This is a genomic window from Oribacterium sp., from assembly GCF_057249185.1.
Genome location: NZ_DBHIGR010000151.1, coordinates 1 through 5,408, shown reverse-complemented (window position 1 = coordinate 5,408; position 5,408 = coordinate 1). Strand labels below are relative to the sequence as shown.

The following is a 5,408-nucleotide window of genomic DNA, read 5'->3' as shown; positions in this document are numbered from 1 at the left end:
ACATTTGTTTTGTAAATAGATATTCTCGAATAAATGTTTGTTTTTATTTTTGTTTTATATTCGTTGAAGCATCTACTACGAAATTTAGGATAACAAAAAAGAAGTCCGAAAAAACGGACTCCTTTTTATTGCTATTTTCTTCTTTTTATAACACGAAAGGTCTTCTGTAGAAGGGCAATCTGTCCTTAACCGCGTCTTCCGCCTTCTTATTCTGATAGGACATTACCGCCAGAGGCGTATTTCCGCCAAAATCTCTTCCTAATACGGAAATGTTGGAGAAGCTTGGCTGAATGCTGCCTACATGACTTACGATGCAAACATTAAACTCCTTATCATTTTGACGGGCTCCCACCAAGTATGCGGCCGTAACATTCTGGTCATCCCTCATATACTCCGCCAGAGCCTCTTCCAATTCCTTGGTGTCTCCTACCGGGTCGGAAAATTCAATAGTATCGGAAACCTGCACCGGATCCTGTCCCATCAAATGCGCTTGATTCTGATGGAAGCAATTTACGATAAACTGACGCCACAGGATAAAGTTTTCGGTATTCATATTAATCACAAAGCCGGAGATTCTGGGATCCCCCAAAGCCATGGAAGCTACCTGGTGGAAGCTTAAAACGGCATGGGTTTCCAGTCCCTTAGTCCAATGCTTTGCCTTTTCTTGTGAAGTAAACAAAACATAAAAATGATTATGATCCTTATCCTCTACTACGGCAAAAGCAGGCTTTCTTTCCTGTCCCTCTCCAACAGTTCGCATAGGAACATAAAATTCTGTATGATGATTCAACGCATCCATCAGACGGTCTTCCCACTGCTGATTAGGCTCAGCCTGTAAACCGTGTATCGCCATTAGCAGGCGGGCATTCTTCTTCTCTCTATAATCACTCATGGAAATAGACCTCCTTTTCCTTTGCCATTTTAACATAGAGGCCTAAACTGCACAAGTTTTGTAAAAAATCGTAATACCTGAATTATGACAAAAATATATTACTCTTACCATGGCAAAAATTACATTCCCCTGACTATGCCAAAAATCGTAACACCATAATAGAACTTTCATTAAAGAGAAGAATGATAATGAAGGTCTATCTCCACAGCAGGAGACAGACTTTGATACAAAATATTCTTTTTCAAAGCTTCCTTACACCGTTCTATTGCCTCTTCCTCTTCCAAAAAGCTATAGAAATACAGGTCAATGGTGATTTTAGAGATTTTGGGTGTTTCCTCGTACCCCTTTACCCCTAAGTAGGATAGAGGGTGGTCTAAAACCACCCTCGCCTTTGCTTCCACATCCTCCAGAGGATTCCCTTCCTTCTTCATAAAACTGCAAATGCCATGAAGAATTCCGGAAAGCAGGCCTGCACAGAAAAGGTTCACAGAGGTGTCCGTATCTTTTTTGCTGTCAAACTCCATTTCTTTAGAAGAATCTATACAATGGTTTTGCATATAGACCTGAACCTGACCATCCTGCCTTACAATACCGCGATAGCGTAAGTCCTGATGGTGCATTTCATATTCATGGCTTTCCACAAGCTTCCTCCTAATACTTTTTCCGTAAAAATTCCTGGGCTCTGTGCAACTCCCTTAATTTGGCCTCAATACAGGGAAATTCATTTACAGGGCGATTGGCAAAGGTAGCAAAGCCGCAGTCCGGATTTAGCCATAGTCTTTCCTTTGGCAGATATTGCAATGCCTCCTCCGCCCGTTGTACTATGCTTTCCCCGGATTCTACCAAATCAATTCTTGGATTGATCACTCCTAAGCCCAAAATACAATTTTCACGAATTGCATCATTCTCCAAAAGGGAAGATAAGTCTCCCGCCCTCTTAGTGGAGTATTCCAGGGCCAAAACCGAAGGAAGTACCTTGGCAAATAAAGGAACCAAAGGTGTGTAGGAGCCTGTTAAAAGAATTCCCTCATTCTTACTCCAGTTCCCTCTGCAAACATGAAGCACACTGCAAAGTTCCTTTTCCTTCATAAAATCTACCACTTCTTTCAACAAAGAAGCGGCAAATTCCAATTCCTCTGTAGGGTCTTTCTTCTCTGACAAGGCGGCACACATAAAGGATCTGGTTTTTCCCTTGCTAAAGACTACCTCCGTAAGTACCGGCTCATCCAACTGAATGACCGATACCCCCATTTTCCTAAGCTCTTCAATTTCTTCTTTTAAAAGAACCACTACATCTTTCCCCAGCTCTTCTTTGCTGTCATAAGCCTTGGAAGACAGCGCCGGAAGCCACATGGAACGGGTCATCAGGTAAGGGCCGGGAAGAGTCGCCTTAAGCTCCTTATCGGAAAACTGCCGGATTCTAAGGATCTCTTCCTTTAAAAGGCTTTCCTTCCTTTTGATTTTCCCGGTGCAAATGGCATTTTTGATACTGACTGCAGGTACATCCAGGGTATCCAGAATTTCTTCAAAGCCCTGCTTGTCCTCCATGTAAGGAAGCATATCCGCCATGCTCATCATGGTGGCACCTTCCAGCTTTTCCGCCACAAAGGAAACATAATTGTCCCGGCTTAGCTCTCCCCCGGTAAGAATATCTATTCCGTTTCTTTCCTGCAAACGAATCACTTCTTCCGTCTCTTTAAGGAGTAAGGCCTCATAGTCCTCCCGGGAAAGCTGTCCGTTTTGCAGGCGACGTTTTCCTGAAAGCAAGTCCTTCGTTCTGGGCATACTTCCTATAAGGGAGCTGGTAAAGGGGAGAAAATGCTTACTCATTCATTCTCCTTCTCAAAGAAATGCAGGTACTCATTAGCCTTCTTAATCTGCTCAAAATTCTTGGTTCTTCCCGGTACCCAAGCCTTCAAACCTTCCATGTCCATCATTTCCTTATGGGCGGGATTCTTATAATCCATCTTATGCAGTACCTCTGTAAAATGGGCAAAGGCTTCCTTGGAAAAATCCGCTCTTCCGGTAAAAATGCAATGGTCAAAGAAATCTGTCTCGGACAAAATCTGCACCTGCGCTTCATCCAGGGTTCCATCTAGAATCCAAGCCTTGTAGTTTAAATCCAGCATCCAGCTTCCGTCTACTTCACCGGAAAGCATGGCCTTTGCCGCATCCAACTCTCCTCCCACATGATCTCCGTGGAGGCCAAGACCGATATCAAAGCGCTTTTCCGTATAGTCCTTTTCAAACTCTAATCCATTCTTGTGCAAATGATATATGGGAATTAAACGTGCCTGAGGAGAATCATAGGCTCCGAAGCCAATGGTCTTTCCTTTGATATCCGAAATAGTCTGATATCCCTTGTCCTTTCTTACCACAAGATAACTCTTGCGATCCTGATCCGTATCACGCATGGAGCCGTTTAAGCATTCTCCCTTGCTACGTAAATAACTGTCCAGCCAAGCCAAAGGAGAGTTCCAGGCAATATCAATTTCTCCACTCATCAGTCCGTCCACCTGACTCTTATAATCCTTATAAAAAACCGGTTCAATAGGACAATTTTCCTTCTCAAAAAACTCCTGAATAATTCCCCAAATAACGGTTACCTTTGGCGCGTAAATAACTGCTCCTAACTTTATCTTTTCCATTTTATCCTCTTTTCTTGATATCATCCCGCAAATAATCAATGTACAGTAGAGTATTGAGACTAAGCCAAAGCAAAAAGTCTTTTTCTCCTGTTCCTTCTTGAAACAAGATGTCTCAGGCTTCGCCTGCGCCACTTGTTATGAATAATCAAAGAAAGGAAGAGTTGGTGTTCCTCTCTCCCTTTCTTAAAGCTTTAAAAACTTATACTAAAGGCAAGCCTGTAATGGCTTTTCCGAGCCAAACGGTAAGCACGTCTGCACTGGGAGCCATAATCTGTCCGGCGTAGGCATCTCTTAAGAGTCTTTCCATACTGCCGACCTTGTTATAAGCCTTTCCACCTCCAACTCTCATGCCCAGTCTTCCGGCTTCAATAACCATTTCACAAGCAATCACACGAGCGGACAAAATCTTAGCCAAAGCATCCTCTTCTCCTGCTGCAGCACTTCTGGTCGCTTCCTTTGCTGTGCAAACGGAGGAATTAACCAGATTGTACATCTTCGCAAGATGAATCTGAACGGTTTCTATTTCTGCCAAAGAAGTTCCGGAAGTGTATTTTCTTTCTTTTGCATGGGCAATGCTTTCCTCTAACATGTGCTCCCCAAGTCCGGAATAGACTCCTGCAAGTCCTGCAATAAAGTAAGGTGCTACAACGTTAAATACATGTTCCTGTCCGGCACCCTCCTCGCCGATTCTATTGCTTACGGAAACAGCCGCCTTGTTTAAGTGCATCTGGCAGGAAACATTTCCTCTCATCCCAAGACCATGCCAGGTGTTTTGTTCAAACTTTAATCCCGGAGTCTCCAGAGGAACCAACCAGTTATCAATAGCTCCCTCCACGTCTGATGGAGCTAAAACCAGGTAATAAGAAGCCTGCCCGGCGGAGGTAACCATGCTCTTTACACCGCTTAAGAGTTTCTTGTCTCCATCATTTTCCGCCTTTAAATCGGAAATATAGAAATGGGTTCCTGTTCCCAGCTCACTGTATGCCAGAGCAAGAAGCTTTCTCTCTTCTACCACTTCTTTGACAATTCTCTTCTTCATCTCCTCACTTCCTCGAGACAAAACTACTGTCAAAGCCACATTATGCATCATATAGCATAGTCCGGTTGTCGCATCACTTTTGGCAAAAGCGCGACAAACTTCCACATGCTCCTGAATTCCCAAGCCTAAGCCTCCCTGCTCCTTAGGAATGAGCAGAGTTAAAAAATCCGATTTTTTAATCTCTGCAAACGCTTCTACAGGAAATACTCCTTCTTCATCTACCTTTTTGCTACAGGGATCAATGAATTTCTCTGCAAAATTTCTAGCCTCACAATAAATTGACATCATTGTACCTCCATAAAAAAACGACTGTGCTTACAAGGAGAGGTCGCACAGTTTTGTTACGACACTCGTTTAGCATCATAATACTTAGCCAGTATGCTGTATATCTATATATTTTTTTCAAATATTTTTGTTTATTTATGCGGCATTTGAATAAATAATATTTTTAACTATCCAAATCTTTAAGATGTAAAAGCTAAAAATCTCTATACAGAACAAGGCTTCTATGCTATTATTCCTATTGTTTTACTAGGAATTAAAAAACTTCTTAGTTTAATTTTTAGAATATTTATTTATCGGTTTTCGATATAAAAGTGACGAAAAAAACATGAAAATTCTTTAAAAAGGAGTCAATATGTGGTTTATTTTATCATTAATTTCTATATTTTTCTGGTCCGGTTCGGATTTCTTTTCCAAGCTGGGATCCCCTGCCAAGGATAAGGATAGTCATTTGAAAATGCTTATGGTGGTGGGATTGGTTATGGGTGCCCACGCCACCGTTCAAGTTTTATTTCATGGCGTAAGCTTTACCAAGGAAATCCTCATT

General features: G+C 42.1%; 5 protein-coding genes and 1 pseudogene. 1 reads left to right on the top strand and 5 read right to left on the bottom strand.

Features of this window, described 5'->3' with window-relative positions:
- Window positions 1-145 precede the first annotated feature (145 nt).
- The 5 genes from ACO4PX_RS08290 to ACO4PX_RS08270 all read right to left on the bottom strand — a co-directional run bounded on the left by ACO4PX_RS08290 (window position 146) and on the right by ACO4PX_RS08270 (window position 4,867).
- Window positions 146-892, bottom strand: coding sequence for an enhanced serine sensitivity protein SseB C-terminal domain-containing protein (locus tag ACO4PX_RS08290; RefSeq protein ID WP_314633452.1), 747 nt, complete (start codon window positions 890-892; stop codon window positions 146-148).
- Window positions 893-1,062: 170 nt separating this feature from the next.
- The gene (locus ACO4PX_RS08285) at window positions 1,063-1,533 is read right to left on the bottom strand and encodes a hypothetical protein (protein WP_485572248.1); all 471 of its coding nucleotides are present in this window, start codon (window positions 1,531-1,533) and stop codon (window positions 1,063-1,065) included.
- A gap of 10 nt (window positions 1,534-1,543) precedes the next feature.
- The gene (locus ACO4PX_RS08280; RefSeq protein WP_485572247.1) at window positions 1,544-2,722 is read right to left on the bottom strand and encodes a cobalamin-independent methionine synthase II family protein; all 1,179 of its coding nucleotides are present in this window, start codon (window positions 2,720-2,722) and stop codon (window positions 1,544-1,546) included.
- Window positions 2,719-3,540 (bottom strand): phosphate/phosphite/phosphonate ABC transporter substrate-binding protein, encoded by an 822-nt coding sequence (locus ACO4PX_RS08275; protein ID WP_485572246.1) that lies wholly within the window; start codon window positions 3,538-3,540, stop codon window positions 2,719-2,721. The genes ACO4PX_RS08280 and ACO4PX_RS08275 overlap by 4 nt, the downstream gene beginning before the upstream one ends.
- A gap of 199 nt (window positions 3,541-3,739) precedes the next feature.
- Complete coding sequence (locus tag ACO4PX_RS08270; RefSeq protein WP_472450887.1) at window positions 3,740-4,867, bottom strand: acyl-CoA dehydrogenase family protein; 1,128 nt, start codon at window positions 4,865-4,867, stop codon at window positions 3,740-3,742.
- Between the two features lie 349 nt (window positions 4,868-5,216).
- Between ACO4PX_RS08270 and ACO4PX_RS08265 the strand changes: the two are divergent.
- Window positions 5,217-5,408 (top strand): annotated as a pseudogene (locus ACO4PX_RS08265) (hypothetical protein); the annotation flags it as partial.